Annotated in this window: 24 protein-coding genes; 12 read left to right on the top strand and 12 right to left on the bottom strand. The window is 62.8% G+C overall.

Going from position 1 to position 26,339, the window contains the following annotated elements; genetic code table 11:
- The first annotated feature begins 352 nt into the window (after positions 1–352).
- The 3 genes from ACX0MV_RS09580 to ACX0MV_RS09570 are packed head-to-tail and all read left to right on the top strand — an operon-like array spanning position 353 to position 4,555.
- Positions 353–1,009, top strand: a complete 657-nt coding sequence (locus ACX0MV_RS09580) for an ABC transporter ATP-binding protein (RefSeq protein ID WP_458982263.1) — start codon at positions 353–355, stop codon at positions 1,007–1,009.
- Positions 1,010–1,014: 5 nt separating this feature from the next.
- Positions 1,015–3,492, top strand: coding sequence for an FtsX-like permease family protein (locus ACX0MV_RS09575; protein WP_458982262.1), 2,478 nt, complete (start codon positions 1,015–1,017; stop codon positions 3,490–3,492).
- Complete coding sequence (locus tag ACX0MV_RS09570) at positions 3,482–4,555, top strand: lipocalin-like domain-containing protein (protein ID WP_458982261.1); 1,074 nt, start codon at positions 3,482–3,484, stop codon at positions 4,553–4,555. The genes ACX0MV_RS09575 and ACX0MV_RS09570 overlap by 11 nt, the downstream gene beginning before the upstream one ends.
- Here the strand turns inward: ACX0MV_RS09570 and arsJ are convergent.
- The 8 genes from arsJ to ACX0MV_RS09530 all read right to left on the bottom strand — a co-directional run bounded on the left by arsJ (position 4,549) and on the right by ACX0MV_RS09530 (position 11,959).
- Positions 4,549–5,793 carry an organoarsenical effux MFS transporter ArsJ gene (gene arsJ, locus ACX0MV_RS09565; protein ID WP_458982260.1) on the bottom strand — a complete coding sequence of 415 codons (1,245 nt, stop codon included), beginning with the start codon at positions 5,791–5,793 and terminating at the stop codon, positions 4,549–4,551. The two genes, ACX0MV_RS09570 and arsJ, sit on opposite strands and share 7 nt — an antisense overlap.
- Before the next feature lie 140 nt (positions 5,794–5,933).
- Entirely contained in the window at positions 5,934–6,938 is a 1,005-nt protein-coding gene (locus tag ACX0MV_RS09560; protein ID WP_458982259.1) for an ArsJ-associated glyceraldehyde-3-phosphate dehydrogenase, read from the bottom strand.
- 66 nt (positions 6,939–7,004) lie between these two features.
- On the bottom strand, positions 7,005–7,331 hold the full coding sequence (locus ACX0MV_RS09555; protein ID WP_458982258.1) for a YnfA family protein: 327 nt from the start codon (positions 7,329–7,331) through the stop codon (positions 7,005–7,007).
- A 17-nt stretch (positions 7,332–7,348) separates the two neighbouring features.
- Positions 7,349–8,065 carry an arsenical resistance protein ArsH gene (gene arsH / locus ACX0MV_RS09550; RefSeq protein ID WP_458982257.1) on the bottom strand — a complete coding sequence of 239 codons (717 nt, stop codon included), beginning with the start codon at positions 8,063–8,065 and terminating at the stop codon, positions 7,349–7,351.
- 70 nt (positions 8,066–8,135) lie between these two features.
- Positions 8,136–8,492, bottom strand: coding sequence for a metalloregulator ArsR/SmtB family transcription factor (locus ACX0MV_RS09545; protein WP_458982256.1), 357 nt, complete (start codon positions 8,490–8,492; stop codon positions 8,136–8,138).
- A 281-nt stretch (positions 8,493–8,773) separates the two neighbouring features.
- Complete coding sequence (locus tag ACX0MV_RS09540; RefSeq protein ID WP_458982255.1) at positions 8,774–9,139, bottom strand: response regulator transcription factor; 366 nt, start codon at positions 9,137–9,139, stop codon at positions 8,774–8,776.
- A 24-nt stretch (positions 9,140–9,163) separates the two neighbouring features.
- The gene (locus tag ACX0MV_RS09535; protein WP_458982254.1) at positions 9,164–10,600 is read right to left on the bottom strand and encodes an ATPase domain-containing protein; all 1,437 of its coding nucleotides are present in this window, start codon (positions 10,598–10,600) and stop codon (positions 9,164–9,166) included.
- Between the two features lie 219 nt (positions 10,601–10,819).
- The gene (locus ACX0MV_RS09530) at positions 10,820–11,959 is read right to left on the bottom strand and encodes a two-component system sensor histidine kinase NtrB (RefSeq protein WP_458982253.1); all 1,140 of its coding nucleotides are present in this window, start codon (positions 11,957–11,959) and stop codon (positions 10,820–10,822) included.
- Between the two features lie 230 nt (positions 11,960–12,189).
- Between ACX0MV_RS09530 and ACX0MV_RS09525 the strand changes: the two genes are divergently transcribed.
- Positions 12,190–12,612 (top strand): YciI family protein, encoded by a 423-nt coding sequence (locus ACX0MV_RS09525; protein ID WP_458982252.1) that lies wholly within the window; start codon positions 12,190–12,192, stop codon positions 12,610–12,612.
- Positions 12,613–12,761: 149 nt separating this feature from the next.
- Positions 12,762–13,538 carry an alpha/beta fold hydrolase gene (locus ACX0MV_RS09520; protein WP_458982251.1) on the top strand — a complete coding sequence of 259 codons (777 nt, stop codon included), beginning with the start codon at positions 12,762–12,764 and terminating at the stop codon, positions 13,536–13,538.
- Here the strand turns inward: ACX0MV_RS09520 and ACX0MV_RS09515 are convergent.
- The 4 genes from ACX0MV_RS09515 to phhA form a co-directional block, all read right to left on the bottom strand.
- On the bottom strand, positions 13,507–14,838 hold the full coding sequence (locus tag ACX0MV_RS09515) for a DUF2254 domain-containing protein (protein WP_458982250.1): 1,332 nt from the start codon (positions 14,836–14,838) through the stop codon (positions 13,507–13,509). The two genes, ACX0MV_RS09520 and ACX0MV_RS09515, sit on opposite strands and share 32 nt — an antisense overlap.
- Positions 14,839–14,951: 113 nt before the next feature.
- On the bottom strand, positions 14,952–16,154 hold the full coding sequence (locus ACX0MV_RS09510) for an amino acid aminotransferase (RefSeq protein WP_458982249.1): 1,203 nt from the start codon (positions 16,152–16,154) through the stop codon (positions 14,952–14,954).
- Positions 16,151–16,507, bottom strand: coding sequence for a 4a-hydroxytetrahydrobiopterin dehydratase (locus tag ACX0MV_RS09505; RefSeq protein ID WP_458982248.1), 357 nt, complete (start codon positions 16,505–16,507; stop codon positions 16,151–16,153). The genes ACX0MV_RS09510 and ACX0MV_RS09505 overlap by 4 nt, the downstream gene beginning before the upstream one ends.
- Positions 16,508–16,676: 169 nt before the next feature.
- Complete coding sequence (phhA, locus tag ACX0MV_RS09500) at positions 16,677–17,462, bottom strand: phenylalanine 4-monooxygenase (protein WP_458982247.1); 786 nt, start codon at positions 17,460–17,462, stop codon at positions 16,677–16,679.
- Positions 17,463–17,733: 271 nt separating this feature from the next.
- On the opposite strand from phhA, the gene ACX0MV_RS09495 reads away from it, so the two are divergent.
- The 7 genes from ACX0MV_RS09495 (at position 17,734) to ACX0MV_RS09465 (ending at position 26,324) form a co-directional block, all read left to right on the top strand.
- The gene (locus ACX0MV_RS09495; protein WP_458982246.1) at positions 17,734–19,287 is read left to right on the top strand and encodes a sigma-54-dependent transcriptional regulator; all 1,554 of its coding nucleotides are present in this window, start codon (positions 17,734–17,736) and stop codon (positions 19,285–19,287) included.
- A gap of 330 nt (positions 19,288–19,617) precedes the next feature.
- Complete coding sequence (gene acs / locus ACX0MV_RS09490; RefSeq protein ID WP_458982245.1) at positions 19,618–21,573, top strand: acetate--CoA ligase; 1,956 nt, start codon at positions 19,618–19,620, stop codon at positions 21,571–21,573.
- 526 nt (positions 21,574–22,099) lie between these two features.
- Positions 22,100–22,879, top strand: a complete 780-nt coding sequence (locus ACX0MV_RS09485; protein ID WP_458982244.1) for an ABC transporter substrate-binding protein — start codon at positions 22,100–22,102, stop codon at positions 22,877–22,879.
- A gap of 139 nt (positions 22,880–23,018) precedes the next feature.
- Positions 23,019–23,708, top strand: a complete 690-nt coding sequence (locus tag ACX0MV_RS09480; RefSeq protein ID WP_458982243.1) for an ABC transporter permease — start codon at positions 23,019–23,021, stop codon at positions 23,706–23,708.
- Between the two features lie 12 nt (positions 23,709–23,720).
- Entirely contained in the window at positions 23,721–24,419 is a 699-nt protein-coding gene (locus ACX0MV_RS09475; protein ID WP_458982242.1) for an ABC transporter permease, read from the top strand.
- 10 nt (positions 24,420–24,429) lie between these two features.
- On the top strand, positions 24,430–25,542 hold the full coding sequence (locus ACX0MV_RS09470) for a succinylglutamate desuccinylase/aspartoacylase family protein (RefSeq protein ID WP_458982241.1): 1,113 nt from the start codon (positions 24,430–24,432) through the stop codon (positions 25,540–25,542).
- A 17-nt stretch (positions 25,543–25,559) separates the two neighbouring features.
- On the top strand, positions 25,560–26,324 hold the full coding sequence (locus tag ACX0MV_RS09465; RefSeq protein WP_458982240.1) for an ABC transporter ATP-binding protein: 765 nt from the start codon (positions 25,560–25,562) through the stop codon (positions 26,322–26,324).
- The last annotated feature ends 15 nt before the right edge of the window (positions 26,325–26,339 follow it).

Raw genomic sequence — 26,339 nt, 5'->3', positions numbered from 1 at the left:
TGGCTCTGTTACCGGCGCCTGGGTTTAAAGACCTGACTTTGTAGGGTGCGCCATGGCGTAGGTGAGCGTTAGGGTGCGCTATGCGCAGCACCGAGACAGCAATGGTGCGCACGGCCTGGGCGGCCCCGCGCACCCTAGCTACGCCGAAGGCCTGCAGCGCCTTGCTGCGCTGGACCGGTAGGGCCGAGCAGCATCTGGATATGGCGCAGCTGCGCCAGCCGTGCGCCATGCAACACGCTATTGGGACACAGCCCTTTATTTGAGTACGAGGCGCCTGCGACGATAACGGGCGGGTGTCAGGGCGGGCTTCTGCGGTACCCTCGGGCAATCGCAGATGAGATCGGGTAGGCGAATGTTGATCGTCGAAGATGTGCATAAATCCTTCGTCACGGCCCAGGGGGCGCTGCCGGTATTGCGCGGCGTCGGCCTGCAACTGGCGCGCGCCTCCAGCCTGGCACTGATGGGCGAATCGGGCAGTGGCAAAAGCACCTTGCTGCATGTGGTCGCCGGCCTCGAGCGGCCTGATAGCGGGCGCATCCTGATCGACGGGCAGCCGTTGCACGGGCGCAGCGAAGCCGAGCTGGCACGCTGGCGGCGCGAGGGTATCGGCCTGGTGTTCCAGCAATACAACCTGATCAGCAGCCTGACGGTGGCGGGCAACCTGGCCTTCCAGGCGCGTCTGGCCGGGCGTCACGATCCCGCCTGGGTCACGCAGCTGGCCGAGCGTCTGGGTTTGGCTGAGCTGCTGCAGCGTTATCCCGAGCAGCTGTCCGGCGGTCAGCAACAGCGCGTGGCGATTGGCCGAGCGCTGGCCGGGCGGCCAGCGTTGGTATTGGCGGACGAGCCGACCGGCAGCCTCGACGAGGCCAGCAGCGAAGCGGTGTTGACCTTGCTGCTGGAGCTGGTGGGCGAAGCGGGCAGCAGCCTGCTGATGGTCACCCACAGCGCTCGGCTGGCGGCGCGGCTCGACCACTGCCTGTGCCTGCAACACGGCCGCGTACAAGGGTGAATGGCATGCTCCGAATGACTCTGCTGGCACTGCTCAGTCACTGGCGACGGCACCCGCTGCAGTTCTTCAGTATCCTCACCGGGCTGTGGCTGGCGACCACCCTGTGGACTGGCGTACAGGCCCTTAACAGCCAGGCACGCGCCGATTATGCGCGCGCCAGCGCAGTGATTGCCGGCGCGGAACAGGCGTACATCGGTGCCCGCCACGGCGAGCGCTTCAGCCAGGCCAGCTACATCAGTTTGCGGCGCGCCGGCTGGCCGGTATCGCCCATGCTCCAGGGCCGGCTGCGGTTCGAAGGCGAGCAGCCGATCAGCGTGCAGGTGATCGGCATCGAGCCGTTGACCCTACCCGCCGGGTTGACGGTGGCCGGCCAGGCGAGCCAGGACGACGACCTGCTGGGCTTTCTGACGCCGCCGGGGCAGGCCTGGATAGCCCCCGACACCTTGCGCCGCATGGGCCTGGAGCCGGGCGCGCAACCGCTGACCGCGGACGGCCGTCGCCTGCCGCCGTTACAGCTGCAGGCGCAGCTGGCGCCGGGGGTGATCATCGTCGACATCGGCCACGCGCAGCGGCTGCTCGACGCACCGGGGCAACTGTCGCGGCTGTTGTTGCCTGCCGCATTCGCCGAGCAGGCGCCGGCATTGCCTGCCGCCGTCGCCGCCGAACTGCAGGTGCAACTTGCCGCGCCAAGCGATGGCGATGACCTGCAGCGCCTAACCGACAGCTTCCACCTCAACCTCACCGCCCTGGGCATGCTGGCGTTTATCGTCGGCCTGTTTATCGTCCACGCCGCCATCGGCCTGGCCCTGGAGCAGCGCCGCGGGCTGTTGCGCACCTTGCGCGCGTGCGGCGTCAGTTTGGCGGGTTTGCTACTGGCACTTGGCATTGAGTTGGGGCTGCTGGCGACCCTCGGCGGGTTGGCCGGCGTTGCCAGCGGCTACCTGTTGGCCAGCGCGCTGCTGCCGGACATCGCCGCCAGTTTGCGCGGCCTATACGGCGCTGAGGTGACCGGCCAATTGCAGCTGTCGCCGCAGTGGTGGCTGGCCGGATTGGCGATCAGCTTGCTGGGCGCCGTCATCGCTGGCGCGAGCAGCCTGTTGCGTGCCGCGCGCCTGCCATTGCTGGCCTTGGCGCAACCCCATGCCTGGCGAGTCGCCCAGGGCGTGTGGTTGAAACGCCAGGTGGTGCTGGCGCTGGTTTTGTTGCTGGTGGCCGTGCTGGCCTGGGCCTACGGCGAAAGCCTGTTGGCGGGCTTCCTTCTGCTGGCGAGCCTGTTGCTGGCGGCGGCGTTGCTGCTGCCGGCTTTGCTCGACCTGGCGTTGGCCGGCCTGGCGAGGCTGTGCCGAGGGCCACTGGCCGAGTGGTTCGTCGCCGACAGCCGCCAGCAGTTGCCGGCCCTGGCCCTGGCATTGATGGCGCTGCTGCTGGCGTTGGCCGCCAGCGTCGGGGTCGGCAGCATGACCGAAGGCTTTCGCCAGACGTTCAGCGGCTGGCTCGATCAGCGCCTGGCCGCCGAACTTTACCTGGCGCCGCGCGATACCGAGCAGGGCCAGCAGATGCTCGCCTGGCTGCAGCAACAACCGAACGTCACGGCGACGTTGCCGCAATGGCGGGTCGAGATGCGTCTGCAAGGCTGGCCGGCGCAGCTGCAAGGTATCACCGCGCAGCCCACCTATGCCCAGGACTGGCCGCTGCTCGAGGCGTCGCCTTCCGCGTGGTCGCAGCTGGCGCAGGGCAAGGGGGTGATGCTCAGCGAGCAACTGGCGCGGCGACTCGATCTGCAACTCGGCGATAGCCTGGTGCTGCCCGCTGCGCAGGGTGAACAGACGTTGCCGGTGCTGGGGCTGTATGCCGATTACGGCAACCCCAAAGGCCAGGTACTGGTCGATGCGCAGTGGCTGCAGCGCCACTGGCCCGAGGCGGCGCTGGCCTCGATCAGCCTGCATATGCCGGCCGCCAAGGTCGAGGCACTGAAGACGCAGCTGGAGCAGCGTTTTGCCCTGAGCTCGGCCCAGTCGATCGATCAGGCGGCATTGAAACGCTGGTCCAACCAGATCTTCGAGCGCACCTTTTCCGCCACCGCCGCGCTGAACAGCCTGACCCTGGCGGTGGCCGGGGTGGCGCTGTTCATCAGCCTGCTGACCCTCGGCCAGAGCCGACTCAGCCAGCTGGCGCCGCTGTGGGCGCTGGGCGTCAATCGCGGCCGGCTGGCCTGGTTGAGCCTTGGCCAGACCCTGCTGCTGGCCAGCCTTACTGTGCTGGTGGCGATGCCCCTGGGCCTGCTGCTTGCCTGGTGCCTGGTTGCGGTGGTGAATGTACAGGCGTTCGGCTGGCGCCTGCCCTTGCATGTATTCCCCGGGCAATTGCTGCAGCTCGGCCTGTTGGGGCTGGTTACCAGCCTGGCAGCGGCAGCTGGGCCGGTCTGGCAACTGGCGCGGCGGTCCCCGGCCGATCTCTTGAGGCAATTTGCCGATGAAGGCTAAACCCTGGTGTGTCGCCGTACTGGCGTGGTTGTTGAGTGCATGCGAGCAGCCGGTCGAACCGGCCGCCGGCTTCGCGGGCCTGGGTCAGAGTGCCGAGGCATTCGCGCCGGTGCAGACGGGGCGCACGCTGCAGTTTCCCGCGGACCACGGCGCCCACAATGGCTATCGCATCGAATGGTGGTACGTCACGGCGAACCTGACCGATGGCGAAGGGCGCGACTGGGGCGTGCAGTGGACGCTGTTCCGGTCCGGGCTGCGTTCGGGCGCCGAGCAGGCTGGCTGGAACAGCCCGAATCTGTGGATGGGCCACGCCGGCCTGAGCGGCCCGTTCGGCCATGCGTCCGCTGAAACCCTGGCGCGGGGCGGCGTTGGCCAGGCGGGCGTCGAGGCGGAGCCATTCCGCGCTTGGATTGATGACTGGTCGCTTCAAAGTAATAGCGGCGAAGGCCTGCAGCACCTGAGCATGCAGGCCCGGGGCGAGAGTTTCGCCTATCGCCTGCAGCTCGACAGCCAGGGCCCGCTGGTGCTGCACGGCAAGCAGGGTTACAGCGAGAAATCCGGCAAGGGCCAGGCGTCCTACTACTACAGCCAGCCGTTCTATCAGGTCAGCGGCGAAATCGAACATGCCGGCAAGCGCGTGGCGGTCACCGGTCAGGCCTGGCTCGACCGCGAGTGGAGCAGCCAGCCGCTGGCGCCGGAGCAGCAGGGGTGGGACTGGTTTTCCCTGCACCTGCAAAACGGCGCCAAGGTGATGCTGTTCCAGGTGCGCCAGGCCGACGGCGAGCACTACCGCGCCGGCACCTGGATCGCGGCGGACGGCCAGAGCCGCGCGCTGAAAGGCGCCGAGATCAGGCTGACACCGCTGCAGCAAACCACCCTGGCCAATGGCCGACGGGTACCGACTTCCTGGCGAGTCGAGTTGCCGGAGGAGCGACTTGATCTCGAGGTGCAGGCCATTCAGCCCCAGGCCTGGATGGGCACGCGCTTTCCCTACTGGGAGGGGCCGGTGCGCTTGCGCGGGAGTCAGGGTGGGCGTGGTTACCTGGAAATGACCGGTTACTGAACAGGCGCGCCCGCTGCGCCATGCCTCGGTAGCCCTAGAGATATCAGCGCGGCGAGCAGCACGAATGCCGAGGAGATCCACAGGCATGCCTGCAGGCCGTAAACCTGATACACCCAGCCCGACAGCAGCGTGCCGATAAGACGCCCCAGGGCGTTGGACATGTAGTAGAAGCCCACGTCCAGTGATACGCCGTCGGCCTTGGCGTAGCTGACGATCAGGTAGCTGTGCAGCGACGAGTTCACCGCAAACAGCGCGCCGAACAGCATCAATCCGCCAAGCAGCACCCAATGCGCTGAGAGTTCGCTGCCCGAGCTTAGCTCTAGGCCTAGCGCGATGGCGGCTGGCAAGCCGGCCAGCACCGCGGCCCAGGCGAAGGCGGCGCGGCCATCCGGTACCTGGCCGCTGGCCTTGCCGGTGATGGCTGGGGTGAAGGACTGGACGATGCCGTAGCCGATCACCCAAGCGGCGAGAAAGCCGCCGACCATCCAGACATCCCAGCCGAACACGCTGGACAGGTACACCGGCAGCGCGACCACGAACCACACATCGCGGGCGCCGAAGAGAAACAGCCGCGCGGCCGACAGAATATTGATCGCCCGGCTTTTCGACAGGATGTCGCGAAATTTCGGCTTGGCCTTGGCCTTGCCTAGGTCCTTTTTCAGCAGCAACATGCTGGCCAGCCAGATCGCCCCCAGCACGGTCGCCATCGCCAGCACCGCGCCGGCAAAGCCAAGCAGGGCGAGGAGGGCGCCGCCCATAAAGAAGCCGACGCCCTTGAGCGCGTTTTTCGAGCCGGTCAGGATTGCCACCCACTTGTACAGCGTGCCCTGCTGGCTATCCGGCACCAGCAGCTTGATCGAGCTTTTTGCGCTCATCTTGTTCAGATCTTTGGCGATCCCCGACAGCGCCTGGGCACCCATCACCCAGGGGATGGTCAGCCAAGCTGCCGGCACGGTGAGCATCAGCAGGGCGACGACTTGCAGCGCCAGGCCGATATTCATGGTGCGATTTAAGCCCAGCCGCGCGCCCAGGTAGCCGCCGACCAGATTAGTGACCACACCAAAAATCTCATAGAACAGAAACAGCGCGGCGATCTGCAGCGGCGTGTAGCCCAGGCTGTGGAAATGCAGCACCACCAGCATGCGCAGCGCGCCATCGGTGAGGGTAAAAGCCCAATAGTTGCCGGTGATCAGCAGGTATTGGCGTACATCCGGGGCGAGGCGGGAGAGGGCGTGCATGGGGACATCCAGTGACGATTGGACAACGGTCGTAGTGTGCGCCGTGCGCACCATGTTGGAGTGGTTGGTGCGCGCGGCGCACCCTACGGGTCTGCTGCGCCGACCGTAGCCGGGTTGAGCGCAGCGATACCCGGGATTTATCAGCCCGCCGCCCCGACCATACGCGCCAATTCCACGGTGCGGTTTGCGTAGCCCCATTCGTTGTCGTACCAGGCGTAGAGCTTCACCTGGGTGCCATTGACCACCATGGTCGAGAGCGCGTCGATGATCGAGGAGCGCGGATCGGTGCGGTAGTCGATGGACACCAGCGGACGCTCCTCATAACCGAGGATGTCCTTCAGCGGGCCAGCGGCGGCGTCCTTGAGCAGCGCATTGACCTCATCGACCGTGGTTGCGCGTTCCACTTCGAACACGCAGTCGGTCAGCGAGGCGTTGGCCAGTGGTACGCGCACGGCGTGACCATTCAGCTTGCCGCGCAGCTCAGGGAAAATCTCGGCGATCGCCGTGGCCGAACCGGTGGTGGTGGGGATCAGGCTCATGCCCGAAGCCCGGGCGCGGCGCAGGTCCTTGTGCGGCTGGTCGAGGATGCTCTGGGTGTTGGTCAGGTCGTGGATGGTGGTGATCGAACCGTGGCGAATGCCGAGGTTCTCGTGGATCACCTTGACCACCGGCGCCAGGCAGTTGGTGGTGCAGGACGCCGCGGTGACGATGCGATGCTGCGCCGGGTCGAACAGCTGCTGGTTGACGCCCATCACCACATTCAGCGCCCCAGCTTCCTTGACTGGCGCGCTGACGACTACGCGCTTGACGCCCTGGTCCAGATAGCCCTGCAGCACCGCGACGGTCTTCATCTTGCCGCTGGCTTCGATCACCAGGTCGCAACCGCTCCAGTCGGTATCCGCGATCGCCTTGTTGGCGGTAACCTTGACCCGCTTGCCGCCGATCACAATGCAATCGCGGTCGCTGCCCGCTTCATGCTGCCAGCGGCCATGCACAGAATCGAAGTTCAGCAGATGGGCATGGGTTGCGGCATCGCCGGCCGGGTCGTTTATCTGTACGAATTCCAGCTCCGGCCAGCCCCAGGCGGCGCGTAGCGCCAGGCGACCGATGCGGCCAAAACCGTTGATACCTACCTTGATAGCCATGTTCAAACTCCTCTCGAAATAGTCAGCAGACCGCCTAACCGGGCGCAGTAGTTTTGCCGTAACCCGCTAGGCGCCACGCGGCGCAAACATGATGATCGCCATGCCGAGCACGGCCACAGCGGCGCCCAGCAGGTCCCACTGGGTTGGGCGAATGCCATCCACCAGCCACAGCCAGAGAATCGCCATCGCTACATACACGCCACCGTAGGCGGCATACACCCGCCCGGCCGCGGTCGGGTGCAGCGTCAGCAGCCAGGCAAACAACGCCAGTGAGGCCGCCGCCGGCAGCAGCAACCAGATGCTCTTGCCCTGCTTGAGCCACAGATATGGCAGGTAGCAGCCGATGATTTCGGCCAGCGCCGTCAGCGCAAACAGGCCCAGGGTGTTTAGCATCACAGATGATCCAGAGGTCAGATGGAGGGCTGATTGACGCGCTTGGACAATTGCTCGGCCGACTCCTTGCGCTCGGAATAGCGGTCCACCAGGTAGTCCGAGCGCTCGCGCAGCAGCAGGGTGAACTTGACCAACTCTTCCATGACATCCACCAGTCGATCATAGAAAGACGACGGCTTCATGCGTCCCTGGGCGTCGAACTCAAGGAACGCCTTGGGCACCGAGGACTGGTTGGGGATGGTGAACATGCGCATCCAGCGGCCGAGTACGCGCAGCTGGTTGACCACGTTGAACGACTGCGAGCCGCCACACACCTGCATCACGGCCAGCGTTTTGCCCTGCGTCGGGCGGATGGCGCCAAGGGCCAGCGGCACCCAGTCGATCTGCGCCTTGAACACCGCGCTCATCGAACCGTGGCGCTCTGGCGAACACCAGACCTGGCCTTCCGACCACTGCATCAGTCCGCGCAGCTCCTGCACCTTGGGATGGCTGTCGGGCGCGTCGTCCGGGAGGGGCAGCCCCGAGGGATTGAATATCCGGGTTTCAGCACCGAAACGCTCAAGCAGGCGAGCCGCTTCCTCGACCATCAAGCGGCTGAAGGAGCGCTCACGGTTGGAGCCATACAGCAGCAGAATGCGTGGCTTGTGGCCAAGGGGCTGCGCCGCGTCGAGCTTGTCCAGCGTCGGCAGGTCGAGCTGTTCGGCATCCAGGTTGGGCAGCTGCTCATCGTTCATCGGTGACTCCACTGTCAGGCAGGTAGCAATTCGGTGGCGGGATACAGCGTGTTGTTGGCGTTGGGGCGCATCAACAGCAAACGGCCAGGCGTTCGGGACGTTCACCCATATCGCCAAGGCGCTTGGCATCCGGGCTCAGCCAGTGCTTGTTGGCGTCAAGGGTGGCGTGAAGCACGCTGATGACCCAGTCCGGCAGGTTGGGGTGCAGGCGGTAGTACACCCATTGCCCCTGGCGACGGTCGGCCAGCAAGCCACAGGTGCGCAATTGCGCCAGGTGGCGGGAGACCTTTGGCTGGCTTTCAGCGAGTGCGCAGGTCAGCTCGCATACGCACAGCTCCTGCTCGCGAGCGATCAGCAGCAGGGTGCGAATGCGGGTTTCGTCAGCCAGGCATTTGAAGACGGTGGTTGGGGTCAGCAGCTCGGCCATGGCGCTCTCGGTGGGTATGACTGAACACGACCGGCACTGAAGCCGATGTAGAGGGCAGAATATATGGATTTTCGAATATAAAAGAAACTGAAAATTTTTTTGGATGAGCTTGCTTAAGGCGGCACTAGGGTAGTAGGACCATCCAGCGATACAAATTACATATATGTCTTATGCAATGTCCGCTATGCCAGTAAGCGCAATGTCGGCGTTTTCAGATCGACAAGCTGAACGGGCGCAGCAGCACGTTACTGAGCGAGCAGGGAGGAAGGAGGGGGAATAGCTTAGATCGCGGGACCGATCAGCTCTTTGACCTTGGCGATGACGTCGACGATATCGAACGGTTTGTCAAATACCGCGGCGAACAGATCGGGGCTTTCCCTGCCCACGCTGCCCTGGGCACCGCTCATCAGGATGATGGGCAGCATCGCAGGTTGCTGCCGTGCATGAACTGCTCGAGCAAACTCGAGGCCATCCATCAGCGGCATCATGAAGTCGGTGATGACCAGGCAGGGGCGTTCACGGTCGAGGACTTCGAGGCCTTTGCGACCATTGCTGGCCTTGACCACCATGTAGCCTTCGTCTTCCAACGCATAGCCGAGAATATCCGCGATCAGATATTCGTCATCTACCACCAGAATCGTCGTCATTGGAGGGCGACCTGCTCTAGCGGATCAAGCGGTTGGCTTAGCGGAACCGGATAAAACTGCCGCTGCATGTTTAAAGGCCTTGTTGAGGTTGATGCCGTGATCGGAGATGACCACTTCGAGCAGCGAGGAGTCGTAATCGGTGTCTCTCATTTTAAGGATGGACAAGACTCGCTTTAGTTCAGAGTCCATCTCTACGTAGCGCATCAGCAGCAGGTTATCGACGATGCTCGACAACTCCGGTGCTGGCGCGTTGATCTCCGAGCCGAACAGATCGCGCATCTCCCAGGTAGCAAATACTGTCACGTCCATGGCGCGCAGTTCGTTCATCAGTGCGCTGAAAAATTCGACCAGGCGCGCGTGATTGGTGGTGACCCTGGCCATGCCGCCGAGGCTGTCGATCAGGACGCGCTTGATGCCGTGCGCCTTGACGGTGTCCAGCAGCTTCGCACCAAGGGCATCAAGCAATCCGAAGGTGGTGGGCTGCCAGACGATATGCATGGCGCCGCTGGCTTCCATTGCTTCGAAATCCAGACCGATTGCCCGCGCCTTGCTCCGAACATGCCGAGGAGTTTCATAGAAGCCGAAATGCAGGCCCGGTTCATCGGGTGTCGACTGCGACAGAAAGCAGAGACCGAGGCTGGTTTTACCCACCCCCGAGGGGCCCATGACCAGGCTTACGGAAGAGTGCGGCAGGCCATCGCCGATCAGTTGGTCGAGGTTGCCAATCCCGCTTTTTACCCGACCCAGGTCCACGTCTGCGGGCTGCGAGGGGATGCTGTAAAGGCTTTCCAGGCGCGGATAGACCACCAGGCCCTTATCGGTGATCTCGCAGTCGTGCATCCCAGACAGCGCACCGCTGCCGCGGGTCTTGCGCAACTGGATGCGGCGCACCGAGCGAATGCCGACCAGCTCTTCACCCAGCTCGATGATGCCGTCGACCATAGTGTGTTCCGGGCTGCCGTCGTCGAGGCGCGAGCTGGTGAGAAACAACACCGTGCAGCCGGCGAACGCTGCGTGGCCCTGCAGCTCGGAAATGAATTTCTTGGTGTCCAGCTGGGTGTCGGCTTTGGTGCGGGCGTTGAGCAGGCCATCGACGATCAGCACCGTGGCCTTCTGGCGGCTGATCTCGCGCCGCAGCAGTTTGACCACCTCGTCCAGGCCCTCGTTTTCGAGGGTATCGAAGGCGCTGACGAACTGGATTTCCGCGCCGACTTTGCTTTTGTCGAAGAACGTCAGCGTGGAGAGAAACTGAAATAGTCGTTCATGGGTTTCGGACAGCAAGGTCGCAACCAGCACCCGGCCACCGTTACGCACGTGATTGAACGCGATCTGGTTGGCAAGAATGGTTTTACCCGAGCCAGGACGGCCTTGAACGATGTAAGACGCACCCGCTACCAACCCCCCCTTCAGTAGCGCGTCGAGACCCTCTATTCCGCTCTGAAGGCGTTTTAGCTGTTCCAATTTCTGGCCTGCCTTATAAAAGTGCGCCTAGTAGCCTGAGATGCGCCGCCTCGAACGGCGCTAGATAACCAATCTGTCAGTCTTTTAATGCGCTAAACAATAGAAGTTAGAGTAAGTAGTGGTGGCCATGGAATCATAGCCCGGTTGATCGCATAGTCCCAGACTGTCGCTAAAGCCTACCTGCAAAGTCTGGCGAAAAACCAGCCGTTGGGGGCCGCCTTATGTCGCCTTGTCACCGATAACGGGTACATACAGGGTAATGCGGGTGCCGCGTCCGAGCTCACTGTCCACCTTGATGGAACCCTTGAGGTTCTTGATGAAGCCATACACCTGGCTGAGGCCAAGGCCAGTGCCCTGGCCGAAATCCTTGGTCGTGAAAAACGGCTCGAAAATGCGCGTGAGCACGTCCGGGGCGATCCCCATGCCGTCATCGCTGACCGTTATCAACACGAACTCGCCATGCAGGTTGTCCCATTCGCCCTGCATATGCCGAACGCAGGCGTGCAGGCCGATTTCACCGCTGCCGTTCAACGCATCACGGGCATTGAAGACCAGGTTGAGCAGGGTCATCTCCAACTGACTGGCATCCAGTTCGACCTCGACGGCCTTGAGGTCATCCTCGATCACCAGCTTCAGCGTCATCGCCTTCGGCAGCGCCTGAGCCAGCAGCGACTGCGCGGCTTGCAGCACTTCATGCAGGTTGACGACCTCTGACTGCAAGCTCTTGCGGCGGGCAAAGGTCAGCAAGTGCTGGGTTAGGCGACTGCCGCGCAAGCCCGCCTGTTGAATGTTTTCCAGCAGTTCGGCAAGGCGCTGCGGGTCTTTGGTGCGGGCCGCCAGCCTGGCCGCGCCAATGATGATGGTCAGCAGGTTGTTGAAGTCGTGGGCCATGCCGCCGGTAAGTTGGCCTAGGGCTTCGAGCTTCTGCGCCTGAAACAGCTGGGCGCGCATGGTTTCGATGTGCTGGGCGGCTTCATGGCTCTGGGTCATGTCGCGGGTGATCTTGGCGAAGCCGATCAGTTCGCCGTTGGCGTCGCGCACCACTTCGACCACCACCTGAGCCCAGAAGCGTGTGCCGTCCTTGCGCAGGCGCCAGCCCTCGTCATAGGCACGGCCTTCGCTGCGCACGGTATCCAGGAGCTTTTGCGGCTTGCCGAGCGAGCGGTCTTCGGGGGTGTAGAACAGCGACAGGGGCTGGTTGATCGCCTCGCTGGCACTGTAACCCTTGATCTGATGCGCGCCGGTATTCCACGACGCGATGCGGCCGTTGAGGTCGACCATGTAGATGGCGTAGTCGCCGACCGCCTGCACCAGCATTTCGGATAACTGGGCGGTGGCGGTAGAAGTCGTCGAGTCCATATCGCCCTCAAGCGCGGAGTAATGAGTCGCTGCAGCGATGGGTAACAGTGTAAAGCCATACGCGCGCCGATGGTCACCGGCGTCGGCAAAAGTCTGACGTGTGCACGACGGATGGGACACAGGGCACGCGACGGTGAATAAAAATTTGAGCGTTGTCGATTTTTGCTTGGCGGTTTCGACTATGAATTAACCAGCACGGCAAACGGCTGGATTCGATAGGAGAGTGCGCAATGCGATTTATGGTGATTATAAAAGCGAGCAAGGAATCCGAGGCGGGCGAGATGCCGAGTGAGGAGCTGCTGACCGCCATGGGCCAGTACAACGAAACCCTGGTGAAAGCCGGCGTTCTATTGGCTGGCGAAGGCCTGCAGCCAAGTGCCAAGGGCGCCCGGGTGAAGTTCAATGGCAGTCAGCGCTCTGTCGTTGACGGGCCTTTCGCCGAAACCAAGGAGCTGATCGCCGGCTTCTGGATGTTCAACGTGGCCTCGTTGCAGGAGGCCATCGAGTGGGTCAAGCGCTGCCCGAACCCGATGCCCGGCGAGTGCGAAATCGAAATCCGCCAGGTTTTCGAAATGGAGGATTTCGGCGACGAGCTCACTCCAGAACTGCGCGAGCAGGAGCAACGCATGCGCGCCCAGATCGACAACGCCTGAGGCTCAGGGCTGGCGGATGGACGCCTTCTGCTTAGCCGAAACGCTCAATTGCGCAAAAGTTGGGCAGCGGGTATGAAGGCGCTGTAGTCATCCAGTCGGCCCGCGCTTTATGTAGGGCTGGGTCGTTAAACCTTTGCAGGGAAGCCTCCATGCCTCCAGTGGTATTCATTCACGGTCTGATCGGTTCGTTGCGCGTGCCCGACATGACCGCTTTCTTCGCACCAGGCAAGGCCCTCGCGCCTGACCTGCTGGGCTACGGCGAACTGAGCGCGACCCCGCCCGCGCAGATCACCATGGCTGCCCAGGTCGAGCACCTGAGTGAAACCCTGCGCCGTCATTTCGGCGACCAGCCGGTGCACCTCGTCGGTCATTCCGTGGGGGGCGTGGTGGCGGCGCTGTTCGCCGAGCGCCATGGCGAGCGCGTGGCGAGCCTGGTCAGCGTGGAAGGCAACTTCACCCTGCGCGATGCGTTCTGGTCATCGTCGGTCGCCCGCATGTCGGCGGCGCAGGCAAACGCGCTACTCGATGGCTTGCGCGACGATCCTGCGACCTGGCTTGCGGGCGCCGGGGTTGCGGCATCATCCTGGTCGCTGGCCGTGGCCGAACGGTGGCTGGCGCAACAGCCAGGTTCGACGGTGCGAGCGATGGCGCAGGCGGTGGTCAGTGAGACGGGCGCAGCAGATTATCTGCCGCGGCTGCGGCGGATCTTTGCCCGTCATCCAGTGCACTTGCTGGCCGGAGAGCGTTCCCGTGAGGGTTGGGACGTGCCGCCCTGGGCGCAGGAAGAGGCCGCTAGCCAACAGCTGCTGGCCGGCTGTGGTCATCTGATGATGCTGGAGGATTGCCAGGCATTTGTCGGCGCCATCAGCTCGGCGCTTTGCGCACCGCTGGTGCTCAACCCAGCGACAACAGCTTCAACTCCATAGTCGAGTCGTCCAGCGTACGGTTGATACGGACGATAAAGGTGTTTATTTCCTCACGGTCGCGGGTGTCGGCAAGCGCCCGATCGGCGGCGTCGATCACGCAGCCGGCATGGCGCAGCAGTGCCTCGCGCTGGTCGCTGCGCGGCCGCTGATGGAGCAGGTTCTTGAAGGCCTGGAGCAGGCAGACCAGCACGCCGGTATCGCTGGCGCCGTAGGTGCGGATGGGCCCGAACAGCTGCAGCAACAGCGGGTCCAGCGCCAGCTCCGCATGGTGCAAACGCGGCGGCTGATCAGCCAGTGGCGAAAAGTCCAGGTCGGCGAGTTGCATGCGCTTGCTGATCAGCACACTGAGCAGGTCGATCGCCTTGATAGCGGTCGCCGGATCGTTGATGCCCGGGCTTAGGGCCTTGACCGCGATTTCCGAAATCTGCTTGCAGCCGAAGTAATAGTGCGAACTGGCGAACTCTTCGATAAAGAAATCGAAGCAGTCGAGCAACTGCCCGGTCACTGCCTCGTCCGTCTCGCGGTCCAGCTTGAACAATGGCTGGCCGGCCATCACGAAAAAGCCGCGGTGTACCAGCAGTGTCATTCGCAGGCGGTGTTCGCAGAGCAGGGCGTTGACGGCCGTAATATTGAGTGCCTTGAAATAGCCGCTGCGTTGCGTCATGACCCTGTGCCAGCGGCTGTCGTCCGGCCAGACGGGCGGATGTTCGAGTTGTTCAAGTTTGTCAGCACGTTGCTCGAGGTCCGCCAGGGTGGTGCGGTACAACCGGTTGAGGATGAATTCGACCTGAATCGATTGGGAAATCGAGCGGATGAAGTGGACGAACATGGCCAGGCAGCCGATGCCGAGCAGCAGGGAAATCAGCACGCCTAGGCTGGGTACCCGCTCGCTTTCGCCGCGCTCGATGGTTGTGATGAGCAGCAGCGCGTAGAGGATGGTGCCCAGGTACAGGCCCAGGGTTTTCTGATGCCCCTTGCTGCTGATCAGCCCCGGCAAAACCCGCGGCGACAGCGCTGCGGCGGCGTTGTTGAGGACCACCATGACCATGGAAAAACTGAACACCATCAGCGAAATGATGCCAGCCACCAGGGTGCCGAGAATCAGCCGGGCGTTTTCCGCATTACGCACCAGGCCGATATCCACCTGCTGCTTGATCTCCATGACCCACGGTTGATATTCCATCGCCATGCTCAGCACGCAGAGGCCGAAGAAAGCGAAGGCGATCAGCGTCGGGTAGAACGCCAGACTGTGGATGACACGTTGATAAGCGCGAAAGGCAATGTTGGATGCAGTGGCCACGGGACTTCCAGCTGGAGGAGGTGAGCGCACTATAACCAATTGGTCGAGAACCCACCGACCGGGTCGGCGTGCAGCGTGCCGACCGGGCGATGAATGGAGTGGCTGCGCGTCGCCTAGCGGCGGGTGCAGAGCTGCGCGAAGGCCAGGGCCAAGTCGTCGAGCCGTTCGGCATCAACGCCGGCGATATTGGCGCGACCGGAACCGACCATGTAGACGCTGAACTCGTCACGCAGACGCTGGACCTGCTGGGGCGAGAGGCCGGTGTAGGAAAACATTCCGCGTTGCACGCCAATGTGGGCGAAGCGCTCCGCCAGGTCGTAAGGGCGGAGCGCCTCGACCAGTCCAGTGCGCAGGCTGGCGATGCGCTGGCGCATGGTGTCCAGTTCATGGCTCCAGCGCAGCCTCAACTCGGCGTCGGCGAGAATGGTTGCAACCACTGCGGCGCCATGGGCCGGCGGGGTGGACCACAGGTTGCGGGCGAGGGCCGCGAGTTGGCTGCGCACATCCGCGAGTTTCTGCGAGTTGGCGGCGCATGCCAGCAGGGCGCCGGTGCGTTCGCGGTACAGGCCGAAGTTCTTCGAGCAGGAGCTGGTGATCAACAGTTCCGGCAGCTCGGCGGCGAACAGGCGCACGGCCCAGGCGTCCTGCTCCAGCCCGTCGCCAAAGCCCTGGTAGGCGAAGTCGATCAGCGGCAACAGCTCGCGCGCCTTGACCACTTCCAGCACGCGCTTCCAGTCCCGCGGGGCGAGGTCGAACCCGGTGGGGTTGTGGCAACAGGCGTGCAGCAGCACCACATCGCCCAGCGGTATTTGCTGCAATGCGGCGATCATCGCCTCGACATCCAGCCGGTTATCCGCGCCGACATAGGGATAATGGCCGACGCGCAGGCCCGCTGCGGCAAAGATGCTTTCATGGATCGGCCAGGTCGGGTCGCTCAACCAGATGCCGCGGCCGGGCAGGCAGTGCGCAACGAACTCCGCAGCCAGACGCAGCGCGCCCGTGCCGCCGGGCGTCTGGCTGGCCGCGGCGCGTTGCTGGTGCAGCAGCGGGTTGTCTGCGCCGAGCACCAGTTGGCTGAGATGGCTGCAAAACAGCGCGTCACCATGACCACCAATGTAGCTCTTGCTGGTTTCGTCTTCGACCAGCCGCTGCTCGGCCAGCTTGACCGCCCAGGGTATCGGTGTCAGGCCCTGGGCATCCTTGTACACGCCCACTCCGAGGTCGAGCTTGGCCGGGTTGGGATCGGCGCGGTACGCATCCATCAGGCCCAGTATCGGGTCGCCCGGCACGCCCGCTATCGAGGCGAAGTGGCTCACTTGCGGCCCTCGGCGGTTTTCGCCACCTCGTCGGTACGGGCGGCCATGATGAAGTCGTTGCGGTGCAGCCCGCGCATTTCATGGCTCCACCAGGTGACGGTGACCTTGCCCCATTCGGTGAGCAGTGCCGGATGATGGCCGACTTCCTCGGCAATGGCGCCGACCGCATTGGTAAATGCCAGGGCGTGACGAAAGGTGCGAAACACGAAGACTTTCTCCAGCTCCATGTGATCGTCGCGGGTTTCGATATTCCAGTCCGGGATTTCGCGGATCAGTTCAGCCAGTTCATCGTCCGAGACTTTCGGCGCATCGGCGCGGCAGGCTTCGCATTGGGCTTGGGCGAGGGTGGTCATATCGGGGCTCCAGAGTATATGGGCTTTACAGGTCAGGCCGCTCTCGGCGGAAATTGTGCGCGTGCTGTTTTGTAGGGTGGACATGCGCAGCTTGTCCACCATCGGTATACGCCACGGTGGACAAACCTGCGGCATTCCGCCCTACAGGTTCAACCGCAACCTACAACGGTCAGGCCGCTTTCGGCGGAAACTTCGGCGCATGCAGGCCGAGCTGCATCGCCTGGTGCACCATGCCCATGATGTCTTCGTGGGCCAGGTCGAACAGGCGCTTGAGTTCGGGAAGGACAAAATACAACGGCTGCAGGATGTCGATGCGGTAGGGCGTGCGCATCGCTTCCATGGGTGCGAAGGCCTGGTGCTCCGGCTCGCCGGACAGGCTGTAAACGGTTTCCTTCGGCGAGGAGAGAATGCCGCCACCGTAGATTCTGCGGCCTTGCGGGGTATCGACCAGGCCGAACTCGATGGTCATCCAGTACAGCCGCGCCAGGTACACACGCTCTTCCTTGGTCGCCTTGAGCCCGAGCTTGCCGTAGGTGTGGGTGAATTCGGCAAACCAGGGGTTGGTCAGCAGCGGGCAGTGGCCGAAGATCTCGTGGAAAATGTCGGGCTCCTGCAGGTAGTCCAGTTCTTCGGGCGTGCGGATAAAGGTCGCCACCGGGAAGCGTTGGCTGGCCAGCAGCTCAAAGAAGGTCTGGAACGGGATCAGCGCCGGCACCCGCGCCACCTGCCAGCCGGTGGCCGCTTGCAGCACCGTGTTCACTTCGCTCAGTTGCGGAATGCGGTCGTGGGGCAGGCCGAGCTGCTCGATGCCGTCCAGGTATTCCTGGCAGGCGCGGCCTTCGATCACCTTGAGCTGGCGGGTGATCAGGGTGTTCCATACCTGGTGCTCGGCGTCGCTGTAGTGGATAACGCCGTGTTCATCGGGTTCGCGCGCCACGTACTGGGTGTTCTTCATCGCGCCTCCTGCGGGCCGGTTATTGTTGTAGTGATGAGAGATTCAGATGCAGTAGAGATAACCCAATCCTGATGGCGGAGCAGCAGCTGCAGATGAAGGCAATACCGCGCACCGCTGCGGTTTCGTAAAGAAATGGTTACGCGGCTGGCGGCGCTGGCAAGAATCGCCTTGCTGATTCGTCAAGCTGTCACATATTCTTGACGAAAATTCCGCTGCGTTGGTCGATTTCTACCCGACGTAGCCCAGAAAAACGCCTGATCAGAGCCCCGCCATGCGTATCAAAGTCCACTGCCAGAACCGGATCGGCATCCTGCGCGACATCCTCAACCTGCTGGTCGATTACGGCATCAACGTCGCCCGTGGCGAGGTCGGCGGCGAGCAGGGCAATGCCATCTACCTGCACTGCCCGAACCTGATCAACCTGCAGTTCCAATCGCTGCGACCGAAGTTCGAGGCGATCGCCGGCGTGTTCGGCGTCAAGCGTGTCGGCCTGATGCCCAGCGAGCGCCGCCACCTGGAGCTGAACGCGCTGCTCGGGGCGCTGGAGTTTCCGGTGCTGTCGATCGACATGGGCGGCTCCATCGTCGCGGCCAACCGCGCCGCCGCCCAGCTGCTCGGCGTGCGGGTAGACGAGGTGCCGGGCATTCCGCTGTCGCGTTACGCCGAGGATTTCGACCTGCCGGAGCTGGTGCGCGCCAACAAGTCGCGGATCAACGGCCTGCGGGTGAAGGTGAAGGGCGATGTGTTTCTCGCCGACATCGCGCCGCTGCAGACCGAGCACGACGAAAGCGACGCCCTGGCCGGTGCGGTGCTCACATTGCATCGCGCCGACCGCGTTGGCGAGCGCATTTACAACGTGCGCAAGCAGGAACTGCGCGGCTTCGACAGCATCTTCCAGAGTTCGAAAGTCATGGCGGCGGTGGTCCGTGAAGCCCGACGCATGGCGCCGCTGGATGCGCCGCTGTTGATCGAAGGCGAGACCGGAACCGGCAAGGAACTGCTCGCCCGTGCCTGCCACCTGGCCAGCCCGCGTGGGCAGTCGCCATTCATGGCGCTCAATTGCGCAGGCTTGCCGGAATCCATGGCCGAAACCGAGCTGTTCGGCTACGGCCCCGGCGCCTTCGAAGGTGCGCGCCCGGAAGGTAAGCTCGGCCTACTTGAACTCACCGCCGGCGGCACGCTGTTTCTCGACGGCGTCGGCGAGATGAGCCCGCGTCTGCAGGCCAAGCTGTTGCGCTTCTTGCAGGACGGCTGCTTTCGCCGCGTGGGCAGTGACGAGGAGGTGTACCTGGATGTGCGGGTGATCTGCGCGACCCAGGTCGACCTGTCCGAACTGTGCGCAAAAGGCGAGTTTCGTCAGGACCTCTACCATCGCCTCAACGTGCTCAGCCTGCATATTCCGCCGCTGCGTGAATGCCTCGATGGTCTGGAACCGCTGGTCGAGCATTTTCTCGATCAGGCCAGCCGGCAGATCGGCTGCCCGCTGCCCAAGCTGGTGCCCGCGGTGCTGGACAAACTCGCCCATTACCACTGGCCGGGCAACGTCCGTCAGCTGGAAAACGTGCTGTTTCAGGCGGTCTCGCTGTGCGAGGGCGGCACCGTCAAGCTCGATCATATCCGCCTGCCGGATTACGGCGCGCCACAACCTTTGGGTGAGTTCTCGGTGGAAGGCGGGCTGGACGCCATCCTTGGCCGCTTCGAAAAGGCTGTGCTCGAGCGCCTGTACCACGACCACCCGAGTAGCCGGCAGCTGGGCAAGCGCCTTGGCGTTTCGCACACCACCATCGCCAACAAACTGCGCCAGCATGGCGTGGGCAAGGAGTAGGGCGTCTACGACCTTGGTGCAATGGTGAACACTTGCACGGACGGCGGACACTGGGTTCGTCCGAATCCTGCGTGATTTGGGTGCAAGCGTTTCTCCATTCCCTGACTGGTTAGGCGGCCCTTGATAGGCCGCCTTTTTTTCGCCCGCGGTTTACCAATTAGCCTTGGTTCGCAGTGCTGCAATAGGCTTCTGCAGATGGTCGGGGTCGTGCTGGCGGGCGCCACCAGACCATTGTCGTAGCGCGGTAATACGATGGTCGAATGGCCTCGGCGGGCGACGCTGGCTACAAAATGGACCATAGAACTATAACTACCCACAGAGGTATTACCGATGAGTGCTGCGTCCCTGTATCCCGTGCGTCCGGAGGTGGCGGCCACGTCGCTGACCGACGAAACCACCTATAAAGCCATGTACCAGCAGTCGGTGATCAACCCCGACGGCTTCTGGCGCGAGCAGGCCCAGCGCATCGACTGGATCAGGCCATTCACCAAGGTCAAGCAGACCTCCTTCGACGACCACCACGTCGACATCAAGTGGTTCGCCGACGGCACCCTTAACGTCTCCTACAACTGCCTGGACCGCCACCTCGAAGAGCGCGGTGACCAGATCGCGATCATCTGGGAAGGCGACGATCCGTCCGAGCACCGCACCATCACCTACCGTGAACTGCACGAGCAGGTCTGCAAGTTTGCTAACGCCCTGCGTGGTCAGGACGTGCACCGTGGCGACGTGGTGACCATCTACATGCCGATGATTCCCGAAGCCGTGGTGGCGATGCTCGCCTGCACGCGGATCGGCGCGATCCACTCGGTGGTGTTTGGCGGCTTCTCGCCGGAGGCGCTGGCGGGGCGGATCATCGACTGCTGCTCGAAGGTGGTGATCACCGCGGACGAGGGTCTGCGTGCCGGCAAGAAGACGCCGCTGAAAGCCAACGTCGACGAGGCGTTGACCAACCCGGCGACCCACTGCGTGCAGAAGATCATCGTCTGCAAACGCACCGGCTCCGAGATCAAATGGCACCCGCACCGCGACATCTGGTACGAAGACCTGATGGCCGTGGCGTCCAGCCATTGCGCACCCAAGGAAATGGGCGCCGAGGAAGCACTGTTCATCTTGTACACCTCCGGTTCCACCGGCAAGCCGAAGGGCGTGCAGCACACCACCGGCGGCTACCTGGTGTACGCTGCGCTGACCCATGAGCGGGTGTTCGACTACAAGCCGGGTGACATCTACTGGTGCACCGCCGACGTCGGCTGGGTCACCGGTCACAGCTACATCGTCTATGGCCCGCTGGCGAACGGCGCAACAACGCTGCTGTTCGAGGGCGTGCCGAACTACCCGGACATCACCCGCGTGTCGAAGATCATCGACAAGCACAAGGTCAATATCCTCTACACCGCGCCCACTGCGATCCGCGCCATGATGGCTCAGGGCGATGCGGCGGTGCAGGGCGCCGATGGCAGCAGCCTGCGTCTGCTCGGTTCGGTCGGCGAGCCGATCAACCCGGAAGCCTGGAACTGGTATTACAAGACCGTCGGCCAGGAACGTTGCCCGATCGTCGACACCTGGTGGCAGACCGAGACCGGCGGCATCCTGATCAGCCCGCTGCCAGGTGCCACCGCGCTCAAGCCCGGTTCGGCGACCCGACCGTTCTTCGGCGTGCAGCCCGCGCTGGTGGATAACCTCGGCAACCTGGTTGAAGGTGCGGCCGAAGGCAATCTGGTGATCATCGATTCCTGGCCAGGCCAGGCGCGGACTCTGTATGGCGATCACGACCGCTTCGTCGACACTTACTTCAAGACTTTCAAGGGCATGTACTTCACCGGCGACGGTGCGCGCCGCGACGAGGACGGCTACTACTGGATCACCGGCCGGGTGGACGACGTATTGAACGTCTCGGGGCATCGCATGGGCACCGCCGAGATCGAGAGCGCGATGGTCGCCCACCCGAAAGTCGCGGAGGCCGCGGTGGTCGGCGTACCGCACGACATCAAGGGGCAGGGCATTTACGTGTACGTCACCTTGAATGGCGGTGAAGAGCCGTCCGAGCAGTTGCGTCAGGAATTGAAGAACTGGGTGCGCAAGGAAATTGGCCCGATTGCCTCGCCGGATGTTATCCAGTGGGCGCCCGGTTTGCCGAAAACCCGCTCGGGAAAGATCATGCGCCGCATCCTGCGCAAGATCGCCACCGCCGAGTACGATGCGCTCGGCGACATCTCCACCCTGGCAGACCCTGGCGTGGTTCAGCACCTGGTCGATACGCATCGCAGCATGCAGGCAGCCTGACCGCTCGCTTAGGCTGAAAGTAACGACGCCCCGTTTCGGTCAAACCGACGCGGGGCGTTGTCGTTTCAGCTTACTGATCCCATCACCTGCAGGCCGAGCACGGCGTGACGGCAGGTAACGTTCGTGGCACGGTTTGGGGCGCGCGGAAACGCGCTGGGTCGATTTGGTGCAAACATTGAGACGAGAGTGGCAGACGAACCAGCGCCAAAGCCCGTAAATGCTGGGTCTAGTGAAGGCGGCGCGCTTATTGCTTTAATCCTGGGTTGGCCTTTCATGCCTCTTCTTTCAGGTTTTCCTGAGCCTGTCAATCGCCTCCCTGTGCTCGTCTAGGTCTTGTGTAATTACTTGTCGCATTGAAGAAATATCGACTTTCGACCTGTCGCTAGAATGCCGCACACCCAGCCAAAGCCGCCTGCACCTGTAAATGCAGTAAACCCGGCCACCTTTTCTACAATCATAAACAGCTGGATGCACGCTCACCGATTCGTTGCCAACCGATGCCATTCCCATTCGAAGGAGTCACAAGATGAAGAAGATTGCACTTCTCGGCGCACTGGCGCTGTCCATGCTATCGCCGCTGGCCATGGCTGACGATGCCAAGCCTCTGCGTATCGGTATTGAAGCCGCCTACCCACCGTTCGCGTTCAAGACCCCGGACGGCCAAATCAGCGGGTTCGACTATGACATCGGCATCGCCCTGTGTGAGGAGATGAAGGTCGAGTGCAAGTGGGTCGAGCAGGAATTCGATGGCCTGATCCCCGCGCTGAAAGTACGCAAGGTCGACGCGATTCTGTCGTCGATGTCGATCACCGAAGACCGCCTGAAGTCGGTCGACTTCTCCAACAAGTACTACCAGACCCCAGGCAAGCTGGCGATGAAGGCCGGCACTGTGATGAACGACCCGCTGGTCGACCTCAAGGGCAAGAAAGTCGGCGTACAGCGCGCTTCTACCTACGATCGTTATGCAACCGACATCTTCGCCCCGGCCGGTATCGAAATCGTCCGTTACAGCTCGCAGAACGAAGCTTTTCTCGACCTGACCTCCGGTCGTCTGGATGCCACCTTTGCTGACGTCGTCAACATCGACGATGGCTTCATCAAGACCGACGCCGGCAAAGGCTTCGCCCTGGTCGGCCCGGACTTCAGCGACGAGAAATACATCGGCATGGGCGCCGGTATCGCCGTGCGCAAGGGCGACAAAGCCTTGGCCGAGAAGATCAACAAGGCCATCGCCGCGATCCGTGCCAACGGCAAGTACAAGGAAGTGCAGGACAAGTATTTCGACTTCAACGTCTACGGCGAGTAATCGCACGACGCGTCATTGCTTTACCGAAAGTGGCGTCATTCCGGCCTAAGGTCTGCGCCACTTTCGCTGTACGTTCCCGCTTGTATTTCCCTGTCGTACTTCCCGTCGTTTGCCGACGCCCTTATGAGGTAACCAGAGCATGTTGAACGGCTACGGCTCGACCATTCTCGAAGGTGCCTGGCTTACCCTGATTCTGGCGCTGACCTCGATGGCCGTGGCGGTTGTCCTGGGCCTGCTCGGTGCGGCGTTTCGCCTGTCGCCGATCAAGTGGCTGGCCATTCTGGGCGAAACCTACGCCACCGTAATTCGTGGTATCCCCGATCTGGTCCTGATTCTGCTGATTTTTTATGGCGGTCAGGATCTGGTTAATCGCGTCGCACCGATGCTCGGTTATGACGAATACATCGATATTAATCCGTTTATTGCCGGTGTTTTCACCATGGGCTTCATCTTCGGCGCCTACCTGTCGGAGACTTTCCGTGGTGCGTTCATGGCCATTCCGAAAGGGCAGAGCGAGGCGGGTGCCGCCTATGGCATGAGCGGCATCAAGGTGTTCTTCCGCATTCTGGTCCCGCAGATGATCCGCTTCGCCATACCGGGCTTCACCAACAACTGGCTGGTGCTGACCAAGGCGACCGCGTTGATTTCGGTGGTGGGCCTGCAGGACATGATGTTCAAGGCGAAAAGCGCTGCGGATGCGACCCGCGAGCCGTTCACCTTCTACCTGGCTGTCGCGGCGCTTTACCTGGTGCTGACCAGCGTGTCGCTGCTGGCCCTGCGCTTTCTCGAAAAACGCTACTCGGTCGGCACCAAAGCCGCCGATCTATAAGGGAGCGTTGCGATGATCTTTGACTACAACGTGATCTGGGAAAACCTGCCGCTCTACTTCGGTGGCGTGCTGGTGACCCTGAAGGTCCTGCTGATTTCCCTGGCATTCGGCCTGGCGCTGGCGATTCCCCTCGGCCTGATGCGGGTTTCCAAGTCGCCCTTGGTCAACTTTCCGGCGTGGCTGTATACCTACGTGATTCGCGGCACGCCGATGCTGGTGCAGCTGTTTCTCATCTATTACGGGCTGGCCCAGTTCGAAGCGGTGCGCGACAGCGCGCTCTGGCCATACCTGTCGGATGCGACCTTCTGCGCCTGCCTGGCATTTGCCATCAACACCAGCGCCTACAGCGCGGAAATCCTCGCTGGCAGCCTGAAGTCCACGCCCCATGGCGAGATAGAAGCGGCCAAGGCGATGGGCATGTCGCGCGCCAAGCTGTACCGCCGGATCCTGCTGCCATCGGCGTTGCGCCGTGCGTTGCCGCAGTACAGCAACGAGGTGATCATGATGTTGCACACCACCAGCCTGGCCTCGATCGTTACCCTGATCGACATTACCGGAGCGGCGCGCACTGTCAGCTCGCAGCACTATCTACCGTTTGAAGCGTTCATCACCGCGGGGCTGTTCTACCTGGTGCTGACCTTTATTCTGGTGCGTCTGTTCAAAGTGGCCGAGCGCCGCTGGCTGGCCTACCTGGCCCCGCGCAAGGCTTGAGGAGACCGGCATGCAGAGAATCGATCATCCATTGCCCTGGGGCACTCCCGGCACCGCGCGCCAACTGAGCGTGTTCCGTTTCGGCAGCGGCCCCTGCAAGGCCTATATCCAGGCCTCGATGCATGCCGATGAGCTGCCGGGCATGCGCGTGGCCGTGGAGCTCAAGCGCCGCCTGCGCGAACTGGAAGAGCAGGGGCGCCTGACCGGTGTGGTGGAGCTGGTGCCGGTGGCCAACCCCATCGGCCTTGGCCAATTGGTACAAGGGTGTCACCAGGGGCGCTTCGAGATCGGCAGCGGCAAGAATTTCAACCGCGGTTTCTTCGACCTGGCCGAGGCCATCGCGCCGGCGCTGGATGGCTGCCTGGGGGGCGACGGCCCGAGCAACGTGCGCCTGATCCGCGCCGCCATGCAGGAAGCGCTGAATTCCCTCGCACCGCCTGCCTCCGAGCTGCAAGCCCTGCAGCGCCTGCTGCTGAGTCACGCGTTCGACGCCGATGTGGTGCTCGACCTGCACTGTGACTTCGAGGCGGTGGTGCACCTGTACGGTGTGCCGCAGCAGTGGCCGCAATTGCGTTCGCTGGCCGCGCGGCTCGGCGCCGGCACGGTGTTGTTGGCCGAAGAATCCGGCGGTTCGTCCTTCGATGAAGCCTGCTCGTCGCCATGGCTGCGCCTTGCCGAGCGTTTCCCGGAAGCCACCATCGACCCCGTTTGCCTGGCCACCACGGTGGAACTCGGCGGCATGGACAATACCGCGCCGAACCAGGCGCGCAGCTATGCCGAGGCGATTCTTGCCTACCTCGCCGAGCAGGGCCTGATCGCCGGTGATTGGCCCCCCGCGCCGGCCGAGTGCTGTGAAGGCGTGCCGTTCGCCGGTACCGAGCTGCTCTATGCGCCCTACAGTGGCGTGGTCAGCTTCCTGCAGCCGGTGGGCGCCTGGGTCGAGGTCGGCACACCGGTGTTCGAAGTACATGATCCCCTGGACGACCGCCACAGCGTTGTCTGTGCCGGCACCTCCGGTGTGCTGTTCGCCATTGAGCGCATGCGCTTTGCCTTGCCTGATCGCTGGTTGGCCAAGATCGCCGGCCCCACCCCCATTCGCCAGGGTCGCCTGCTGAGCGACTGAATCAGAGAGTGAAATCCATGTACAAACTTGAAGTTCGGGATCTGCACAAGCGCTATGGCAGCCACGAGGTGCTCAAGGGTGTATCCCTGGCGGCCAAGGCGGGCGATGTAATCAGCATCATCGGCTCCAGCGGTTCGGGCAAAAGTACCTTTCTGCGTTGCATCAATCTGCTGGAGCAGCCCCACGCCGGCAAGATTCTGCTCAACGACGAAGAGCTGAAACTGGTAGCGAACAAGGACGGCGCGCTTAAGGCGGCCGATCCGAAACAGCTGCAGCGCATGCGCTCGCGACTAGCCATGGTGTTCCAGCATTTCAACCTGTGGTCGCACATGAGCGCCCTGGAAAACGTCATCGAGGCGCCGGTGCAGGTGCTCGGCATGAGCAAGAAGGAAGCCCTGGAAAAAGCCGAGTACTACCTGAACAAGGTTGGCGTGGCTCACCGTAAAGACGCCTATCCCGCGCACATGAGTGGCGGCGAGCAGCAGCGCGTGGCGATTGCCCGTGCCCTGGCCATGGAGCCTGAGGTGATGCTGTTCGACGAACCGACCTCGGCGCTCGACCCGGAGCTGGTCGGCGAAGTCTTGAAGGTCATGCAGGACCTGGCCCAGGAAGGCCGCACCATGGTCGTGGTCACCCATGAAATGGGCTTTGCCCGCGAGGTGTCCAACCAGTTGGTGTTCCTCCACAAGGGTGTGGTGGAAGAGCGTGGCTGCCCCAAGGAGGTGCTGGTCAATCCGCAATCCGAGCGGCTGCAACAGTTCCTCTCTGGTAGCCTTAAATAAGCAGCCTGCCCATCC

The sequence above is a fragment of the Pseudomonas cistanchae genome, from assembly GCF_054483635.1.
The sequence above is the reverse complement of the archived record's forward strand: the minus strand, read 5'-3'. Positions and strand labels throughout refer to the sequence as shown.